Raw genomic sequence first — 17182 nt, forward strand, 5'->3', positions numbered from 1 at the left:
TAGTCATATGGCACGTTATATTGGCCCTACCTGCAAACTGAGCAGACGCGAAGGCACTGATCTTTTCCTGAAAAGTCGCAGTGTTTCCCTCGAAAAGAAATGCAAACTGGATAAAGTTCCTGGTCAGCACGGCGAAAATAAAGCCCGTTTGTCTGACTACGGTGTGCAGTTGCGCGAAAAGCAAAAAGTTCGCCGTATGTACGGTGTACTCGAACGTCAGTTCAGTAACTACTTTAAAGAGTCTGCACGCCGCAAAGGTTCTACGGGTGAAAACCTGTTGAAATTGCTGGAATGCCGTCTGGATAACGTCGTTTACCGTATGGGTTACGGTTCTACCCGCGCTGAATCCCGCCAACTGGTTAGCCACAAATCTATCACAGTCAATGGTCAGTCGGTGAATATCCCGTCCTATCAGGTTAAATCTGGTGACGTCGTAGCTGTTCGTGAAAAATCCAAAAAGCAAATTCGTATACAGGACTCTGTCGCTGTAGCGGAACAACTTGGCTTCCCATCATGGGTTGAAGTTGATGTCAAAGGATTGTCCGGTACGTTTAAATCAGTACCAGACCGTAGCGACCTGCCAGCCGAAATTAATGAATCACTGATCGTGGAATTGTACTCCAAGTAATCATTGATTCGTTCGAGAGGAAAAGTATGACCTCGAAGACAACAGAATTGCTGAAACCACGCAATGTTCATGTGCAAGAGACAGGTTTAAACACCTATCGCATTACGCTTGAGCCATTAGAGCGCGGTTTTGGTCACACGTTGGGTAATGCACTGCGGCGCATCTTGCTGTCCTCTATTCCGGGCAGCGCTGTGACTGAAGTGCAGATTACCGGTGTGGTACATGAATACACCAGTATCGAAGGTGTGCAAGAAGACGTGGTTGAGATTCTGTTGAATCTCAAAAATCTGGCAATTCGTCTCAATGCGCGTGATGAAGCAACCTTGACCCTGAAGAAAAAAGGTAAAGGCGTTGTAACAGCAGCGGACATTGAACGCGATCATGATGTTGACATCATTAATCCAGATCATGTTATTGCACACATCACCAAGGACGATTCTGAGCTGGAAATGAGCCTGACCATTACCCGTGGTCGTGGCTATCAGCCAGCTTCTGTACGCCGCGGCCCCGATTCACCAGAACTGCCGTTAGGCACACTGGTATTGGATGCAAGCTACAGCCCAATCACGCGTGTTGCCTACAACGTAGACAGTGCCCGTGTTGAGCAGCGTACTGACATGGACAAGCTGGTGCTGGAAATCCAGACCAATGGTTCCGTTAACGCGGAAGAATCCATTGGAATGGCAGCACAGATTCTTCAACAGCAATTGGCTGTGTTCTTTGATCTACGTATCGAAGAACCTGTCCGTCGTGAAGAATCTCAGCCAGAGATTGACCCGATTCTGTTGCGTCCGGTTGACGATCTGGAGCTGACTGTACGTTCAGCGAACTGCCTCAAAGCAGAGAACCTGTTCTACATCGGTGATCTAGTACAACGTACTGAGACTGAACTGCTGAAGACACCGAATCTGGGCAAAAAGTCTCTGACTGAAATTAAAGATGTGCTGGCACAGCATGGTTTGACACTGGGAGCTAAGTTAGATAACTGGCCACCGGCAGGTCTTGATCACCGTGACAGCAAAGTGGCTTAACCACGGGTTTTGAAGGATATAGAAGATGCGTCACCGTAATACTGGTCGTCAATTAAGCCGCGATAGCAGCGCCCGTAAAGCCCTGCTGCAAGCTTTGACTAACTCACTGCTTCGTCACGAGACGATCAAAACAACTCTGCCAAAGGCCAAAGAATTGCGCCGTGTAGCGGAGCCACTGATCACTCGTGCGAAAGAAGACTCTGTTCACAACCGCCGTATCGCTTTCTCACGCCTGCGTGATAAAGAAGTCGTCGGCAAACTGTTCAATGACCTCGGCCCTCGTTTTAAAGAGCGTCAAGGTGGTTATTTACGTATCATCAAGTGCGGTTTCCGTGCCGGTGATAATGCGCCGATGGCTTACGTTGCACTGGTTGATGAGGCAGATGCTGCGCAAGCCGCAGCAGAGTAAGCAAACGCTTCATGCTTCCTGAAAGGCCGACATTGTTCGGCCTTTTTGCGTTTCTCATATTCAGGGGATAGTATGGACAAGAATCCGCAAGTCGTGACCTCCGCGAGCGCACGCAAAACCGCCAAAATCTTTTATTACGGCAACATTCTTTCAGTGTTGATTCCTTTTCCCATCTTTATTTTGTGGTTTGGGGCTGGAATACTCGTTTACGCCTTGCTTCGCCATAATCCCAATCCGCGAGTAGGCTATTACACGCAGATCGCCACTTACCATTACTATGGGTTGGCGGGTGGCTTAGTGCCCGTATTGACGTTTGCCCCTGGTGATTTTTTCGTGAATTGGTGGTGGGCATTGTGGATTATTTGTGTTGTTGTATTAGTGCCATTGTCTATTCGTCAAATCCTGCGAATCAACCGTGAAGAATGGCACGATACGGTTAAATCGTCCCACTGAGGAGTGGAAAATGTCTGAATTACGTCATGATTGGCGCGTCGAAGAAATCAACGCCTTGTTAGCAATGCCGTTTAGCGACCTAATGTTTAAGGCGCATCAAGTGCATCGCGAGCATTTCCCCACGAATCAGGTGCAAGTTAGCACACTGTTAAGCATTAAAACGGGGGCTTGCCCAGAAGATTGCGGCTATTGTTCGCAAAGTGCCAAACATGATACCTCGCTCGAACGCGAAACCTTGCTGCCGTTGCAAGAAGTCATCGACTCCGCCAAAACAGCGCAAGCACACGGCGCAACCCGTTTCTGCATGGGAGCCGCATGGCGTAATCCTACTGACAAAAACCTTGAACGTGTGATCGAAATGGTGCAAGCGGTGAAGGGGATGGGCTTGGAAACTTGCGTGACCTTGGGAATGCTCAACGATCGGCAAGCCAATAGCCTTAAAGACGCGGGTTTGGATTATTACAACCATAATCTCGATACCTCGCCAGAATTCTACGGTAATGTTATTTCTACCCGCACCTTCCAGGATCGCTTGGATACACTAGAGCATGTGCGTAATGCCGGTATCAACGTTTGTTCGGGCGGTATTTTGGGGATGGGCGAAACCCGTGTGGATCGGGCGCGTTTGTTGCAACAACTTGCCAACATGAAATTCCATCCCGAATCTGTCCCCATCAACGATTTGGTGAAGATCGAAGGTACGCCACTGGCGGGGGTGGAAAAACTCGACCCGTTTGAATTCATTCGCACCGTCGCTGCTGCGCGGATCATGATGCCGAAATCCTACGTGCGTCTCTCCGCTGGTCGTGCCGAGATGACGGATGAAATGCAGGCATGGTGCTTCTTTGCGGGTGCGAACTCGATCTTTTACGGCGACAAATTGTTGACCACCGACAACCCCGGCGAAAGTCATGACCAGCAACTGTTTGCCCGCTTGGGGATTCAGGCGGAAGCAGGGCAGGCTGGCAGTGTTCACATGTAAGGAGCGCATCATGCACTACCCACAAGCCTACGATGTCATCGTTATCGGTGGCGGACACGCCGGAACAGAAGCCGCTCTTGCCGCCGCCCGCATGGGGCAGCGCACGTTGCTGTTGACCCACAATATCGAAACCATTGGTGCGATGAGTTGCAACCCCGCCATTGGCGGCATTGGCAAAGGGCATCTGGTCAAGGAAGTTGACGCAATGGGTGGTGCAATGGCGCACGCTGCTGACCGTGGTGGCATCCAATTCCGCACCCTCAATTCGAGCAAAGGCGCAGCGGTACGGGCAACTCGCGCCCAAGCTGACCGTATTCGCTACAAATCCGCGATTCGCACCATCGTCGAAAATCAGCCCAATCTCCATCTGTTCCAACAAGCGGTGGATGATTTGCTGGTAGAGGGCGATAAAGTCGTCGGCGTGCGCACCCAAATGGGTTTAAGTTTTTCCGCCCGCGCCGTCGTACTGACCTCAGGGACATTCCTTGCGGGTAAAATCCATATCGGTCTAAGCAATCACGCCGGTGGGCGTGCTGGTGATCCGCCCTCCATCGCCCTGTCGCAGCGCTTACGAGAACTGCCATTCCGCGTGGATCGCCTGAAAACGGGTACACCACCACGCATTGATGCCCGCAGTATCGACTTCAGCAAGATGGAAGCGCAGCCCGGTGATACCCCCACGCCCGTGTTTTCGTTCTTGGGTAGTGTCGAGGAACACCCGCCGCAAATTTCGTGCTACATCACCTACACCAATGCTGATACGCACGAGATTATCCGTGGCGGCTTAGACCGTTCGCCGATGTATACCGGCGTGATTGAGGGGATTGGGCCACGCTACTGTCCGTCAATTGAAGACAAAGTGGTACGCTTTGCCGATAAAGATCGCCATCAGATTTTTATTGAACCCGAAGGCTTAGATACGCACGAAGTTTACCCCAACGGTATTTCCACCAGCTTGCCTTTTGACGTGCAGTACGCGTTAGTCCGTTCAATGGCGGGTTTGGAAAATGCGCACATTACCCGCCCCGGTTACGCTATCGAATACGATTTCTTTGACCCGCGTGATCTCAAGCAGACATTGGAAACTAAAGCGATGCGCGGGTTGTTTTTCGCAGGGCAAATCAATGGCACGACGGGTTACGAAGAAGCCGCCGCACAGGGTTTACTCGCAGGCTTAAATGCGGGCTTGTATGCCCAAGAAAAAGACGGTTGGTATCTGCGCCGTGATCAAGCATACCTCGGTGTGTTGGTCGACGATTTAATCACGCTGGGTACGAAAGAACCTTACCGGATGTTCACGAGCCGCGCTGAACACCGTTTGTTATTGCGCGAAGACAATGCCGACTTGCGCCTGACCGAAGCAGGCAGGGAACTCGGCTTGGTCGATGATACGCGCTGGGCAGCCTTCTGCGACAAGCGCGAAGCCATTGAGCTGGAACAGCAACGCTTGCGTGCTACTGTCTTGCAACCGACAGCAGTGAGTGCGGAAGACAGTCAGCGTGTGTTTGGTGACGTATTGGCTCGCGATTATAAGCTACACGATCTACTGCGTCGCCCTAACGTCACTTACGCTGCTTTAACCAGCTTAACTGCCGTCGGCAGCCCAGTGATGGATGAAAAAGTCGCGGAACAAGTTGAAATCCAGTGCAAATACGCCGGATACATTGACCGCCAGCAAGATGAAATCGCCAAACAACGCCGCAACGAAGAAACCCGCTTGCCCGATTGGTTGGATTATGCCCAAGTACGCGGTTTATCCAACGAAGTTCGCCAGAAATTGCAAATGCAGCGTCCCGCGACCATTGGGCAAGCCGCTCGTACACCGGGGATTACCCCCGCTGCCATTTCGTTATTGTTGGTTCACTTGAAAAAGGCGGGTTGAGGCATGGATGTGAATGCCCACGAAAAAGTGTTACTGAATCGTTACCTACAATTGCTACAACGCTGGAACAAAGTGTTCAACCTGACCGCCGTGCGTGACCCTGCTGAAATGCAGTCGCTCCACATTGCTGACAGCATCAGTGTTGCTCCGTATTTGCACGGCGCAACGTGTTTGGATGTGGGTAGTGGAGCAGGCTTGCCCGGTATTCCGCTGGCGATTTTGCAACCCGAACGCCAATTCACCTTGCTGGACACCAACGGCAAAAAGACCCGTTTCATCCAGCAAGCCGTGTTGGAGCTAGGTTTGCCGAATGTGCAAGTGGTGCAAACCCGTGTTGAAAGTTGGCAGCCTGCTGCGTCTTTTGACGCGATTATTAGCCGTGCGTTTGCCTCATTACACGATTTCGTGACCTTTACCGGCAAACACGTCGCTGAAAATGGTATCCTCTACGCCATGAAGGGGCGTTACCCCGCCAGCGAACTGGCAGAACTCCCAGCAGGCTGGTGCGTCACTGCACAGCACCCTCTGCACGTTCCCGGTCTAGATGCCGAGCGGCATCTCTTGGAAATACAGCGAGACTAAATCCATGACGCGAGTTATCGCCATCGCCAACCAGAAAGGCGGCGTGGGTAAAACCACGACCACTGTGAATCTGGCAGCATCCCTCGCGGCCATGAAACGCCGTGTGTTACTGGTCGACATAGACCCACAAGGCAATGCCACTACCGGCGTTGGTTTGGAAAAGCACGGACAAGCCGTCACTCTGACAGACGTGCTGTTGGGCGAAGCTCATGCCGCTGATATTTTGGAAGAACTACCCAACAGTTCGCTGCATGTGTTGCCCGGTTCACCCGATGTGACGACCGCCGAAGTGAAGCTGATGAACCGCGAGCGGCGTGAATACCATTTGCGTGAGGCGCTTGCACCGTTACTCGATGATTACGATTACATCCTGATTGATTGCCCGCCCTCTCTCAATATGCTCACCGTGAATGCACTGGTGGCAGCGGATGGGGTGATTATCCCCATGCAATGCGAATACTACGCGTTGGAAGGCTTGAGCGCCTTGGTCGGCACGATTGAGCGCATTACGCAGACCGCCAACCCTAAGCTGCAAGTGATGGGGTTGGTACGTACCATGTACGACCCGCGCAGCAATTTGGCACGGGATGTCTCCGAGCAGATTCACGCGTTTTTTCGCAACAAGGTCTACAATACCGCTATTCCACGCAATATCCGCTTGGCGGAAGCGCCGAGCCACGGTTTATCCGTGCTGGAATACGACAAAGGTTCACGCGGTGCGCTGGCATACTTGGCCTTAGCGGCCGAAGTGTTGCGCAAGGATGGTAGCAAGCTCGCCCCTGAGGGTGAGCAGGCAGGAGAATAGGCATGGCAAAGAAACCGAGTCTGGGGCGCGGTCTTGACATTTTGTTGAGTTCCGTTCGAGGCGACGGCGAGCAGTCTGACGATACCGTGTTGAAACAGCTTCCGGTCGAACGTATTCGTCCCGGTCAGTATCAGCCGCGTACCCGTATGAATCCTGATGCTTTGCAAGAGCTAGCCGATTCCATCAAAGCGCAAGGTTTGGTGCAACCCATCGTGGTGCGCAAACTCGGTGGCGGCGAATACGAGCTGATTGCGGGTGAACGCCGCTGGCGAGCGTCGCAGTTAGCGGGGCTGCATACGATTCCTGCTGTGGTACGCGAAGTCCCTGATCAATCGGTGGCAGCGATGTCGCTGATCGAAAATATCCAGCGGGAAGACCTGAATGCGCTAGAAGAAGCCAGTGGTTTGCGTCGCCTGATTGATGAGTTTGGTCTGACACATCAGCAAACGGCGGAGGCGGTCGGGCGTTCGCGTGCAGCGGTGACGAACTTGCTACGCTTATTGGAGTTGCAAGCAGAAACCAAAGCACTGGTGGATGCAGGCCAGCTCGAAATGGGACATGCCCGTGCCTTACTGGCGTTGCAAGGGCAACAACAAGTCGACATCGCCCAAAAAGTAGCACAACAACAGCTTTCGGTGCGTGAAACCGAACGTCTTGTCCAAAGTCTATTGGAAGCAGGGCAGAAGCCTGTTACCGTGTTTAAACCTTCCCCTGATGTGGTGAAGTTGGAACAAACCCTTACAGATACCCTTGGTGCGAAAGTGGCGATCCGTTACAACCGCACGGGAAAAGGTAAATTGGTCATTGAATACAACAGTTTAGACGAACTCGACGGTATTCTCGGTCATATTCAGTAAATTTTATGCTCAAGGTGTTGAAGCGAGCGGCGAATCGCTGCATAATACGCGCCTTGTTTTTCGGATTGGTTTTTCGGGAGAATACCCTTGCCTAACATAGCTTCAGCTAAGAAACGTGTTCGCCAGAGCGAAGTAAGCCGTATGCACAACCGTCATATGCGCACGCGTTTACGTACACAAATTAAAAATGTCTTGCGTGCTATCGACGCTGGCGACCGCGAAGCTGCCCTGTCTGCTTACCAAGCGGCTGTGCCTGTGATTGATTCCATTGCTGACAAAGGTATCATTCACAAGAATAAAGCAGCACGCCATAAAAGCCGTCTGAACGCACACATTAAAGCGCTGCAAGCTTAATCGTTCGATTAGTTTGCTGCGTTTTTCAAGGCCGGTATGTAACAACCGGCCTTTCGCGTTTGTGTGGGGTTTATGCTAAAGGTTGGTTTAACGGGTGGTATCGGCTGTGGTAAGTCCACAGCAGTGCAACGTTTTCGAGAACTCGGTGTGCCGGTTATTGAAGCCGATCTTATTGCGCGTGAAGTCGTGGCAATAGGGCAGCCTGCGTTGCAGGAAATCGCTGGTTTATTTGGTACTCAAGCACTTCAAGTCGATGGTGCGCTTGACCGTGCGTGGCTACGGCAAACGGTCTTTAGTGACCCCGTGCGTTTGCAACAACTTGAGTCTATTCTGCATCCGCGCATTCGCGCCGACATTCTCTCCAAAATTGCCGCTTGCAGCGACAGTGCTTATGTCATTGTTGATGTCCCGCTATTGTTTGAAAAGGGCTATACTCAACTTTTCGAGCGTATTCTGGTCATCGACTGTCAACCTGACCAGCAACGCACGCGTGTTCAGCAGCGTGACGGCAGCGACGATGCGGTGATTACGTCGATTATGCAGTCGCAACTGGGGCGTGAAACGCGTTTGCAGCAAGCGAACGATATTATTAGCAATACCTCATCAATTACTGATTTTTATGAAAAAATTGATGATTTAAATAATCAATATCTCAGAATCTCAAACGCTTAGTTGCTTGTTCTATTAGCTTTTTGGTATAAAGGTAATTCAATAGGGCTTGCAAAGTATTTTATGATGATTTATGCACAACCGTTAAGTGAAAACATCCGCCGAATTTCTGAGCCACACATGATTGGTTATGAACAACCGCTGAACGAGAAAATTCGCCTGTTTATGCGGCTAGAGCTGCTAACAGCAAGGTTTCAATACCACATCTCTACTGATCCCAAACCAGAGGATACGGTAGCGGCACTGCATTTGCTCTTGGATTTGTACAATCTCTCCGCCCGCCTCGACGTTAAAAGTGAAATCCTCAAAGAAATTGACCGCATGGGGCAGTCGGCACGTCTGTTAATGCGTCGTGAAAATGCGGATGCAGTGCGTTTAGATGCGGTGCTAGAAAAACTCAATTACCACAGTGACGTGTTGTATCAACAACGCGGTCAATTGGGACAGCACCTCAAAAATCATATGTTTTTCAATAGCCTGCGGCAACGTTCCACTTTGCCGGGTGGTTTAAACGGTTTTGACATTCCTTTATTTCATTATTGGCAAGAGCAAGCGATTAATGTGCGCGTCGATGATCTGCGTGAGTGGATTGAGCCGTATGTAACAGCTAATGCTGCTGCCCGAGAATTGTTGAATACCGTGCGTGATTTTGGCGAGCGTCACGAAGAAGTCGCTAAAGAAGGTTTCTACCAATCCATGTTGGAAGCGCGGAAGACGTATCAAATGATGCGGGTGGAATTGCCGAGTACGGTTGACTATTACCCTGAAATTAGCGCGGGTAAACAACGTTTTACCTTGCGTTTTGTGAATGCTGATATGTTGGCAGAACGCGGTAAGCAGAATCAGAAAGATGTGCATTTCACCTTGGTGTTGTGTTCTTTCTAAGTCCTTCCATGTATGGCTGATCCAATCGACAAACGGGCTTAAAGCCCGTTTGTCGGTTCTGGCGGTTGCATTAGCGTGGTAGCTTATCCCAAATGGCTTGGGAATCTGTAGTAGGGGTAACGGCGGTGGGGCGATCAATAGGTTCTTTACGAATTTCGGGCGGAATCTCGGTCAACGGTTGTGCTGGTGCTGGAATAGCAGGAGTAAGCGTAGCTGGTGCTGGTATAACGGGCGCTGCGGTAGGAATAGTGGGTTCTACTGGCATGATGGGGTCAACGACTAAGGTATCTTGACGCAAGGTCGTGCCGTCGTCATTTTGCACCGTCACTGTCCATGTTCCCGGTAAGTTGGGTGTCATCATTTTGCTGGAATGGACGCGCCAGCGTTGCCCACCGACCGGAAATTGTAGCCCCAGTTGGAATGCACCATCTTTCTCCCAACGGTGGGTAATCACATGACCTTGTAAGCCTACCAGTTCCGTAAAGTAATACACGGTTTGCCCCGCGCTGACGCGTGCTAATTGGCTATCCGGCTCACGCGCGGTGATGCCTGTGGTAAAGGCAGCACGAGCGACTTGCGGTGTCAGCATGGGTGCAGAGACTGGCGCAGTGGCTGCGGGGATGGGGGGAGTAAGGCTGGTGATTGGTAAGCGTTCTTCTGCCCAAGCGTGCGTGGTCAAGCTGGTCAATAATAGCAAGACGGTGCTCTTCAAATAGATGTGTAACATGATTTGGCATCTCTCAATAATTAGATCATTAGAATATTATGATATTCATGCGACATAGTTTACTGTATTTGTTGGCGGTTCTCCAAAGAATGCGTGGTGTAGGCTTGCCCCTGAGGGCAACTTAGGTTTTACTATCTTTTTTGCATAAACGCGGGATTAAAAAATGCCGAAAAAACAGGTGGAAACCAGCACGGCAACACAACCAAACTTCGAGACTGCGATGGCAGAACTGGAAATACTGGTGCAACGCATGGAAGGCGGGGAGTTGTCCTTAGAAGATTCCCTCAAAGAATTCGAGCGCGGGGTGACATTGACGCGTTTGTGTCAAGACGCGCTTAAAGCCGCTGAACAGCGTGTGAAATTGCTGAGTGCCGACGGTCAAGCAAGCGATTTCCCCAGCATGGGGGATGCCTGATGCTGAATGTGCGTACCCGTTTGCAAGCATGGCAAGAGCGCATTGAAGCCGTGCTGGAAGATGTTTTGCCACCTGCTGCAACACACCCCACTAAACTGCATGAAGCCATGCGCTATTCGGTACTGAACGGTGGTAAGCGGATGCGTCCGTTATTGGTGTATGCCACGGGGGAAGCCTTAGGGATTGCGCCAGAGAAGCTGGATATTCAGGCAGCAGCTGTGGAATTGATTCATGTGTATTCGCTGGTGCATGACGATTTACCGGCGATGGATGATGACGCTTTACGACGTGGCAAACCAACTTGCCACAAAGCGTTTGATGAGCCAACCGCGATTTTGGTGGGGGATGCGTTGCAGGCGCTAGCATTCCAGATTCTGGCGACACATCCGCGTATGCTGGCATTGCCTGCGCAACGTTTGCGTATGATTGAGCAATTGGGGCAAGCGGCAGGTTCACGCGGCATGGTAGGCGGGCAAGCGATTGATCTAGCCGCCGTCGGACAAACCTTGACCGAGATGGAGCTGGAAAACATGCACATTCACAAAACGGGTGCATTGATTCGCGCCAGTGTGCTGTTGGCAGCTTACAGTGCGGAGGGGGTTGAGGCGCAACGTTTACAGCAGCTTGACCATTTTGCTAAGTGCATTGGTTTGGCGTTTCAGGTGCAAGATGACATTCTTGATGTCGAAAGCGATACTCAAACACTGGGGAAAACGCGTGGTGTGGATGCTGCCGCAGGTAAACCGACTTATCCCTCGATTATCGGTTTGTCCGCTTCCAAAATGAAATTACAGGATTTGTATGACGAAGCGATGAATGCTTTGGTATCCTTGGGAGAGTCTGCTCATTTACTGCGTGAAATTGCCGAGTTTACGGTCAAGCGCATACGATAAATAGAAGGTACGATCTGACGATTAGGGGTTAGTTTAAGTGCTTGATACGATTCATTCTCCCGCTGATTTACGGCGCTTGGAACTTGAGGCGCTGCCCGCGTTATGCGGCGAATTGCGCGAATTTTTGCTGAACTCCGTGTCGACTGGAGGCGGTCACTTCTCGTCCAATCTGGGCACGGTGGAGCTGACCGTGGCACTGCATTATGCGTTTGATACGCCCCGCGATAAGCTGGTGTGGGATGTGGGGCATCAGGCTTACCCGCATAAAATCCTCACCGGACGGCGCGAGCAAATGAGCAGTATCCGCCAAAAAGACGGGTTGGCGGGTTTTCCGAAACGCTCCGAAAGTGAATACGATACGTTCGGGGTGGGGCATTCCAGCACCTCGATCAGTGCTGCGTTGGGAATGGCGTTGGCTGCCCAGCAAAAAGGCGAAGATTACCAATCGGTTGCGATTATTGGTGATGGTGCAATGACCGCAGGGATGGCGTATGAAGCGCTGAATCATGCCGGTGATTTGGATGCAAATCTGATCGTGATCTTGAATGACAATGAAATGTCGATTTCGCCAAACGTGGGTGCATTGCGTAAATACCTAACGCGTTTGCTGTCGGGGCGGATGTATTCGACCATGCGCGAAAGCGGCAAGAAAGCGTTATCACACAGCAAATCCCTCTCCAAATTGGTGAAACTGACTGAAGAACACATGAAAGGCATGGTATTGCCGGGAACGCTGTTTGAGGAGATGGGCTTCAAATATTACGGGCCGATTGATGGGCATGATGTGGAAGAATTGGTGCGGGTGTTAGAGAACCTGAAAAGCATCAAAGGCCCCCGTTTACTGCATGTGCTCACGCAAAAAGGCAAGGGTTATGAGCCTGCTGAGGAAGATCCTTGCACCTATCATGGCGTTACCCCTTTCAATCTGAAGACGGGTTTGGTTGCCAGCGCCAAAAAATCCACGCCTACTTACACGCAAGTGTTTGGGCAATGGCTGTGTGATATGGCGGAACGTGATGCGCGTTTGGTGGGAATTACCCCCGCAATGCGCGAAGGTTCGGGTTTGGTGGAATTTTCTGAGCGTTTTCCGACGCGCTATTTTGACGTGGGAATTGCCGAACAACATGCAGTAACGCTGGCAGCCGGTTTTGCGTGTGAAGGCATTAAGCCAGTGGTGGCGATTTATTCCACTTTCCTGCAACGCGCGTATGATCAGTTATTGCACGATGTGGCGGTACAAAATTTGCCAGTGGTGTTTGCCATTGACCGTGCGGGATTGGTTGGCTCAGATGGTCCAACGCATTCGGGTAATTACGATCTATCCTATTTGCGCTGCATTCCGAATATGGTGGTGATGGCACCGACGGAAGAAAACGAATGTCGCCAGATGTTGTACACCGCATTCCAGATGGATTGCCCGACCGCCGTGCGTTATCCGCGTGGTAAAGGCATTGGTGTCGTGCCACAAACCGAGATGCAGGCGATTCCGTTGGGCAAAGCGTTGAAGTTGCGTTCGGGGCAATCGGTAGCCATTCTATTGTTCGGTTCGTTGTTGGCTGAGGCGCAAGCCGCTGCCACAGAGCTGGATGCAACGCTGGTGAATATGCGTTTCGTGAAACCACTGGATAAGCTCATGATTCGTGAATTGGCGCAGTCGCACGATTTGCTGGTGACATTGGAAGACAATGCAGTCATGGGTGGTGCAGGCAGTGCTGTGAATGAATATTTGCATGAAGCGGGTTGTGCAGTGGAAGTGCTCAATCTTGGTTTGCCGGATAGTTATATTGACCATGCGCAGCGTGAAGAGCAACTTGCCGCGTGTGGCTTGGATGCGCAGGGCATTGTTGAGAAGATTAATGCGGGTTACGGCGGGCGTATTCGGATTGGCGTAACGTTGTATCCTGTGCCACAATACGTGACAAAATGATGTGTCAGGAATCGGCTATAATCTTATGAAAAGTTTGATTCCGTCTGTATCCCCCAATTCCTGAGGAGTTCTTCATGAAGTTTCTTGTTGGCTTTTTTAGCCTCGAATGGATGCGTGTTTTCGATTTTATTGCGCCGCTCATCATCCGCTTATTCCTTGCTCCCATGTTCTGGATTTCAGGGGTAAAGCATCTAGGGTTGTTCTCCAGCCCTGATTTTGTCCTTTATAACCCCATGACATGGGGAAATGCAGAAGCCTTCCAGCAAAGTGTTACCGCCATGAGCAATACACTGTTTGCGGGTATGGGTGCAGAAACCTTGATCATTTTGCTGGGCAGTATTGAAATTGCGGCAGCAATCATGTTGGTGTTGGGTTTTGCCGTGCGTTGGGTTGTCTTGGCACTCATGTTCGTTGTGGTCGTATTGGGCTTGATTGCGATGGGTGATGCAGGTTTTCTCAACACCATGCAGCAGTTGGTGATGAGCCACGGCTACACCGATATGACGAATAATCTGACTGAAGTATATTTGGTGTACTTCGTTCTGTTGTTGGCTTTGTTCTTTATGGGCGCTGGGCGTTGGTTTAGTTTGGACTGGTACATTTACCGCAGCTTCCAAAAGCGTTTGAATGACCATACTGCACATCATGATCCGTTCGAGATTGATGCAACCGACGAACCGGGTATTAGTAAGTACTAAGTAGCGGTTCTCGTTAGAAAAAGGCTGTCATCGACAGCCTTTTTTGTGTCGGGGTTTTAATAGGATTAGTGAATTTCGCCGCGTTCCCGTTGTGCTTTGACTTTCTGATCATTACGCTTCATCAGTTGCAGGGTGAGGTAAATTTTTGCGGGAATGGAGAGAAACAAGCCGCCTGCAATCAACCCAGCCACCAACGCAATGCCTTGGACACCATGCCCGGTTACGATGTCGGTGAAGATGACTAAGCCCACGCCCGAAGCGGCAATCCCCAAGCCCACCACGATGAGTGCGTACATAAAGCGGGTGAGTTGTTGTTCTTTCATGGGTGTGCCTGTGTGCCTGTGTGCGAAGGGTAGGTTTGTTATTATCCGATGCTGACGCAGCACGTAATTGATGGTTATCAATAATACCTGCGTTATTGCGTATTTAAGCGGTGGCGCTATACGCGCGTAATTGTTGCCCCAGCTTTTGCAGCATCAGATCACGTTGTTGCAATGCCTTTTCCTTGTGCAGCAATTGCTGGTTGAGTTGCGCAATAATGGTATCTTTGAGGGTGATGACTTTATCGCGCTGCTCCAGCTTTTGCTCAACATTATGGCGTTCGTTGTCGCGTACTTGCTGCTTATCAGTGAGTTCACTGAGGGTTGCGATGTGTTGTAACAACACGGTTTCACGGCTGGTGTGTTGGCGTTCGCGCTCGGCAAGCTGGGTTTCCCGTATTTGTAATGCCGTTTCCCGTGCAAGGATGTGTTGCTCGCGTTCGTTCAATAAGCGGTTTTGGTCGAGATTATGCTGGTTGTGCGAGTCGATGTGGTTTTGTTGTTCGAGTAGGCGTTGGTCAAGTGTGCGCAGTTGTGCTTGCAGCGTGTTGATTGATTGATCACGGTTGTGAATATCTTTGTCGCGTTCCTGAAGCTGTAAAAATTGCGCGGTAATTTGTTCGTCACGGCGTTGAAGGTTGCGTTCGCGTTCGCCAATGGCTTGGTCGCGGCTGACGATGTGCTGCTCTTTTTCGAGAGCCTGTTTACCTTGTTGCAGAATCAGTTGCTCGCGTTCTTGGGCAATCTGCTCCTTTGCGTTTAACAGGCGTGTTTGTTCCGCGAGTTGCTCATTGCGTAGGCTGATTTGTTCCACTTTGCGGCGCACCAGCTTGTCACGTTGGTGAATTTGCAGGTCTTTTTGCAGCAGTAAATCGTCGCGACGTTGTAGCAAGCGATCCAACTCACGCAGGCGCAGATCACGCTGCTGCGTGTGTTGGTCGCGGTCCTTAATCTGCCGGTCACGCTCGGACAGTTGCCGGTTACGTTCGCTAAGCAATTGCTCTTGGGTATAGATGCGCTGTTGGCGATCACGTATCCAGCGATTCAGATCTTCGAGGCGCAGGCTTAGTTCTTGAATGCTGTCGTCGCGTTTACTGAGTTGTTTGTCGCGGTTGTCGATTTCACGATCACGCTTGCCGATGTGGTTATCTTTTTCTTCAAGACGGCGGTTACGGATGTGGATTTGGTCTTCGCGTTCCAGAATGAATTTCTCTTTCTGGTTGGCGAGTTGCTCGGTTTCACGTGTGCGGGTTTCTAATTCACGAATAATTTGGTCACGTTCATGGATAACCGCTTCTTTTTGTAACAGTGCCGCGTCGCGTTGGGCGATTTGATTTTCACGCTCTAAGGCATTGTTTTGGTTGTTTTGCAGCAATTGTTCTTTGTCATGCAATAAATGTTCTTTGCGTTCCATGTGGTGGTCGCGTTCCAGCACCGCTTGTTCGAGTGTCTCGATGAGCTTATCTTTGCTGTGTAGAATCTCATTGAAGCCATTTAAGCGGGTTTCGCTGGCATGTAGGCGTTCAGTAGCATCCCGCCAGCGATCAATCAAGGTTTGGCGGTCAGTAGCCGTGAGGAAGCGGTTGCCCTCGATTTTATCGATCAGAGTCTGTTCTTCGCGGTTCATTGTTATTCTATTCTGTTTATCTGTTTGTTCGCTGTCTTGGATGATAATGTGCTAAAAATAACGTGGCATGAACCGCTATAAAATAGAAACTAAACGGGGTATTAGCACTCTAACGTCGCGAGTGCTAAGATAGCTAGAGAATGTACAGAAGGAGATTACGCATGACTAACGCATTGATGCTCAGAGGACAAACCCTTCCTGTTCCCTTGGGGAATTTGGAGAGCTACGTCCATGCTATCCACGCCATTCCTGTGTTGGAAACCGAGGAAGAGCGCAGTCTGGCAGAGCGTCTGAAATACCAAGGGGATTTGGAAGCGGCGCGTCAATTGATCCTGCACAATTTGCGCTTTGTGGTGAAAGTGGCACGTGGTTACAGTGGCTATGGGCTGCCGCTGGGCGATTTGGTACAAGAGGGCAACGTTGGTTTGATGAAAGCGGTAAAACGTTTTGACCCTGATATGAATGTGCGGTTGATTTCGTTTGCGGTGCATTGGATTCGCGCCGAGATTCACGAATTCATCCTGCGTAACTGGAAAATTGTTAAAGTCGCCACGACCAAAGCCCAACGCAAATTATTCTTTAACTTGCGTAGCAGCAAAAAGCGCTTGGGTTGGTTAAATCAAGAAGAAGCGCAGTCAATGGCGGCAGACTTAGGCGTGAGCACGGCGGAAGTGCTGGAAATGGAAAAACGCATGAGTGCGCACGATGTCGCATTTGATCTGAGCGTGGATCAAGACGATGACGATACCAGTAATTTCTCACCCAGCCAGTACCTCACTGCAGAATCCGCTGATCCCGCCGAACGTTTAGAAGCGGAAGAGTGGGATGCGTACACGCGTGAACGTTTCCAGAATGCAATGGCTGGTTTGGATGCACGGAGTCGCGATATTCTCGCCAGTCGTTGGTTGGTCGAAGAAAAAGCCACGTTGCACGAGCTGGCTGAAAAGTACAGTGTGTCTGCTGAGCGTATCCGCCAATTGGAAAATGCCGCAGTGAACAAGCTACGCTTAGCGGTGGTCGAAGCTGCATAAAAAAAAG

At 50.7% G+C, this 17182-nt stretch carries 20 protein-coding genes; 17 read left to right on the forward strand and 3 right to left on the reverse strand.

Annotated features, from left to right (window positions below; translation table 11 throughout):
- Positions 1-7 precede the first annotated feature (7 nt).
- The 12 genes from rpsD to zapD all read left to right on the forward strand — a co-directional run bounded on the left by rpsD (position 8) and on the right by zapD (position 9537).
- Positions 8-628, forward strand: a complete 621-nt coding sequence (rpsD, locus tag J1836_RS09685) for a 30S ribosomal protein S4 (protein ID WP_207250900.1) — start codon at positions 8-10, stop codon at positions 626-628.
- A 26-nt stretch (positions 629-654) separates the two neighbouring features.
- A complete protein-coding gene (locus tag J1836_RS09690; protein ID WP_207250901.1) occupies positions 655-1659 on the forward strand; it encodes a DNA-directed RNA polymerase subunit alpha in 1005 nt (334 codons plus the stop codon).
- A gap of 25 nt (positions 1660-1684) precedes the next feature.
- Positions 1685-2068 carry a 50S ribosomal protein L17 gene (gene rplQ / locus J1836_RS09695; RefSeq protein WP_093064501.1) on the forward strand — a complete coding sequence of 128 codons (384 nt, stop codon included), beginning with the start codon at positions 1685-1687 and terminating at the stop codon, positions 2066-2068.
- Between the two features lie 72 nt (positions 2069-2140).
- On the forward strand, positions 2141-2521 hold the full coding sequence (locus J1836_RS09700) for a hypothetical protein (protein ID WP_207250902.1): 381 nt from the start codon (positions 2141-2143) through the stop codon (positions 2519-2521).
- Positions 2522-2531: 10 nt separating this feature from the next.
- A complete protein-coding gene (gene bioB, locus J1836_RS09705; protein WP_207250903.1) occupies positions 2532-3503 on the forward strand; it encodes a biotin synthase BioB in 972 nt (323 codons plus the stop codon).
- Between the two features lie 10 nt (positions 3504-3513).
- Positions 3514-5385 (forward strand): tRNA uridine-5-carboxymethylaminomethyl(34) synthesis enzyme MnmG, encoded by a 1872-nt coding sequence (gene mnmG, locus J1836_RS09710; protein ID WP_207250904.1) that lies wholly within the window; start codon positions 3514-3516, stop codon positions 5383-5385.
- 3 nt (positions 5386-5388) lie between these two features.
- A complete protein-coding gene (rsmG, locus tag J1836_RS09715) occupies positions 5389-5967 on the forward strand; it encodes a 16S rRNA (guanine(527)-N(7))-methyltransferase RsmG (protein ID WP_207250905.1) in 579 nt (192 codons plus the stop codon).
- 4 nt (positions 5968-5971) lie between these two features.
- Entirely contained in the window at positions 5972-6772 is an 801-nt protein-coding gene (locus J1836_RS09720; protein ID WP_207250906.1) for a ParA family protein, read from the forward strand.
- A gap of 2 nt (positions 6773-6774) precedes the next feature.
- The gene (locus J1836_RS09725) at positions 6775-7629 is read left to right on the forward strand and encodes a ParB/RepB/Spo0J family partition protein (RefSeq protein WP_207250907.1); all 855 of its coding nucleotides are present in this window, start codon (positions 6775-6777) and stop codon (positions 7627-7629) included.
- 87 nt (positions 7630-7716) lie between these two features.
- The gene (gene rpsT / locus J1836_RS09730; protein ID WP_093064516.1) at positions 7717-7983 is read left to right on the forward strand and encodes a 30S ribosomal protein S20; all 267 of its coding nucleotides are present in this window, start codon (positions 7717-7719) and stop codon (positions 7981-7983) included.
- A gap of 72 nt (positions 7984-8055) precedes the next feature.
- Positions 8056-8655, forward strand: coding sequence for a dephospho-CoA kinase (coaE, locus tag J1836_RS09735; protein WP_207250908.1), 600 nt, complete (start codon positions 8056-8058; stop codon positions 8653-8655).
- Positions 8656-8715: 60 nt separating this feature from the next.
- Positions 8716-9537, forward strand: coding sequence for a cell division protein ZapD (zapD, locus tag J1836_RS09740; protein WP_207250909.1), 822 nt, complete (start codon positions 8716-8718; stop codon positions 9535-9537).
- Positions 9538-9607: 70 nt separating this feature from the next.
- Here zapD and J1836_RS09745 read toward each other — a convergent pair whose 3' ends face one another.
- Positions 9608-10264 carry a DUF2914 domain-containing protein gene (locus J1836_RS09745; RefSeq protein WP_207250910.1) on the reverse strand — a complete coding sequence of 219 codons (657 nt, stop codon included), beginning with the start codon at positions 10262-10264 and terminating at the stop codon, positions 9608-9610.
- Between the two features lie 163 nt (positions 10265-10427).
- On the opposite strand from J1836_RS09745, the gene J1836_RS09750 reads away from it, so the two are divergent.
- The 4 genes from J1836_RS09750 (at position 10428) to J1836_RS09765 (ending at position 14197) form a co-directional block, all read left to right on the forward strand.
- A complete protein-coding gene (locus tag J1836_RS09750) occupies positions 10428-10679 on the forward strand; it encodes an exodeoxyribonuclease VII small subunit (protein ID WP_207250911.1) in 252 nt (83 codons plus the stop codon).
- Complete coding sequence (gene ispA, locus J1836_RS09755) at positions 10679-11572, forward strand: (2E,6E)-farnesyl diphosphate synthase (protein ID WP_207250912.1); 894 nt, start codon at positions 10679-10681, stop codon at positions 11570-11572. The genes J1836_RS09750 and ispA overlap by 1 nt, the downstream gene beginning before the upstream one ends.
- A 37-nt stretch (positions 11573-11609) precedes the next feature.
- On the forward strand, positions 11610-13499 hold the full coding sequence (dxs, locus tag J1836_RS09760; RefSeq protein WP_207250913.1) for a 1-deoxy-D-xylulose-5-phosphate synthase: 1890 nt from the start codon (positions 11610-11612) through the stop codon (positions 13497-13499).
- A 74-nt stretch (positions 13500-13573) separates the two neighbouring features.
- Positions 13574-14197: a DoxX family protein gene (locus tag J1836_RS09765; protein ID WP_207250914.1), complete on the forward strand. Its 624-nt coding sequence runs from the start codon at positions 13574-13576 to the stop codon at positions 14195-14197.
- A 65-nt stretch (positions 14198-14262) separates the two neighbouring features.
- Here J1836_RS09765 and J1836_RS09770 read toward each other — a convergent pair whose 3' ends face one another.
- Complete coding sequence (locus J1836_RS09770) at positions 14263-14520, reverse strand: hypothetical protein (RefSeq protein ID WP_207250915.1); 258 nt, start codon at positions 14518-14520, stop codon at positions 14263-14265.
- Between the two features lie 103 nt (positions 14521-14623).
- Positions 14624-16144 (reverse strand): coiled-coil domain-containing protein, encoded by a 1521-nt coding sequence (locus J1836_RS09775; RefSeq protein WP_207250916.1) that lies wholly within the window; start codon positions 16142-16144, stop codon positions 14624-14626.
- Between the two features lie 161 nt (positions 16145-16305).
- On the opposite strand from J1836_RS09775, the gene rpoH reads away from it, so the two are divergent.
- Complete coding sequence (rpoH, locus tag J1836_RS09780; protein WP_207250917.1) at positions 16306-17175, forward strand: RNA polymerase sigma factor RpoH; 870 nt, start codon at positions 16306-16308, stop codon at positions 17173-17175.
- Positions 17176-17182 lie beyond the last annotated feature (7 nt).

This window comes from Thiothrix fructosivorans (assembly GCF_017349355.1).
GTDB classification, from domain to species: domain Bacteria; phylum Pseudomonadota; class Gammaproteobacteria; order Thiotrichales; family Thiotrichaceae; genus Thiothrix; species Thiothrix fructosivorans.

Coding starts and splice junctions, on each gene's coding strand:
- J1836_RS09770 (WP_207250915.1), bottom strand. CDS start 14,520: ATGAAAGAACAACAACTCACCCGCTTTATGTACGCACTCATCGTGGTG.
- mnmG (WP_207250904.1), top strand. CDS start 3,514: ATGCACTACCCACAAGCCTACGATGTCATCGTTATCGGTGGCGGACAC.
- J1836_RS09725 (WP_207250907.1), top strand. CDS start 6,775: ATGGCAAAGAAACCGAGTCTGGGGCGCGGTCTTGACATTTTGTTGAGT.
- J1836_RS09775 (WP_207250916.1), bottom strand. CDS start 16,144: ATGAACCGCGAAGAACAGACTCTGATCGATAAAATCGAGGGCAACCGC.
- J1836_RS09720 (WP_207250906.1), top strand. CDS start 5,972: ATGACGCGAGTTATCGCCATCGCCAACCAGAAAGGCGGCGTGGGTAAA.
- rsmG (WP_207250905.1), top strand. CDS start 5,389: ATGGATGTGAATGCCCACGAAAAAGTGTTACTGAATCGTTACCTACAA.
- rplQ (WP_093064501.1), top strand. CDS start 1,685: ATGCGTCACCGTAATACTGGTCGTCAATTAAGCCGCGATAGCAGCGCC.
- zapD (WP_207250909.1), top strand. CDS start 8,716: ATGATGATTTATGCACAACCGTTAAGTGAAAACATCCGCCGAATTTCT.
- J1836_RS09750 (WP_207250911.1), top strand. CDS start 10,428: ATGCCGAAAAAACAGGTGGAAACCAGCACGGCAACACAACCAAACTTC.
- J1836_RS09700 (WP_207250902.1), top strand. CDS start 2,141: ATGGACAAGAATCCGCAAGTCGTGACCTCCGCGAGCGCACGCAAAACC.
- J1836_RS09765 (WP_207250914.1), top strand. CDS start 13,574: ATGAAGTTTCTTGTTGGCTTTTTTAGCCTCGAATGGATGCGTGTTTTC.
- J1836_RS09690 (WP_207250901.1), top strand. CDS start 655: ATGACCTCGAAGACAACAGAATTGCTGAAACCACGCAATGTTCATGTG.
- coaE (WP_207250908.1), top strand. CDS start 8,056: ATGCTAAAGGTTGGTTTAACGGGTGGTATCGGCTGTGGTAAGTCCACA.
- J1836_RS09745 (WP_207250910.1), bottom strand. CDS start 10,264: ATGTTACACATCTATTTGAAGAGCACCGTCTTGCTATTATTGACCAGC.
- bioB (WP_207250903.1), top strand. CDS start 2,532: ATGTCTGAATTACGTCATGATTGGCGCGTCGAAGAAATCAACGCCTTG.
- rpoH (WP_207250917.1), top strand. CDS start 16,306: ATGACTAACGCATTGATGCTCAGAGGACAAACCCTTCCTGTTCCCTTG.
- rpsD (WP_207250900.1), top strand. CDS start 8: ATGGCACGTTATATTGGCCCTACCTGCAAACTGAGCAGACGCGAAGGC.
- ispA (WP_207250912.1), top strand. CDS start 10,679: ATGCTGAATGTGCGTACCCGTTTGCAAGCATGGCAAGAGCGCATTGAA.